Source organism: Campylobacter sp. 2018MI10 (assembly GCF_018501175.1).
GTDB lineage: Bacteria > Campylobacterota > Campylobacteria > Campylobacterales > Campylobacteraceae > Campylobacter_E.
The window spans coordinates 1-402 of the sequence record NZ_JAHCZD010000079.1; the positions used below are offsets into that span (position 1 = coordinate 1).

Sequence of the window (402 nt, forward strand, 5' to 3'; positions counted from 1 at the left end):
CACGATGGGTTTTGGCCTACCGGCTGCGCTGGGCGTTAAAATGGCCCTGCCGAAAGAAATGGTGGTCTGCGTGACCGGCGATGGCAGCATACAGATGAACATTCAGGGGCTGTCGACAGCCTTACAGTATGAACTGCCGGTACTGGTTCTGAACCTGAACAACCGTTATCTGGGGATGGTGAAACAGTGGCAGGATATGATCTATTCTGGTCGCCATTCTCAGTCTTATATGCAGTCGTTACCGGATTTTGTGCGCCTGGCGGAAGCATATGGCCATGTCGGGCTGCAGATTAACCGTCCGGATGAGCTGGAAAGTAAACTCAGCGAAGCCCTTGAGCATGTGCGTAATAACCGACTGGTGTTCGTCGATGTCACCGTTGATGGCAGCGAGCATGTCTATCC

The 402-nt window shown here is 53.0% G+C and carries 1 protein-coding gene; it reads left to right on the forward strand.

Translation table 11 applies throughout. The annotated features are described in order from the left end of the window. Positions 1–402: thiamine pyrophosphate-dependent enzyme (locus KJR01_RS09750; protein WP_250325186.1), on the forward strand; the 402-nt coding region annotated here is incomplete at both ends.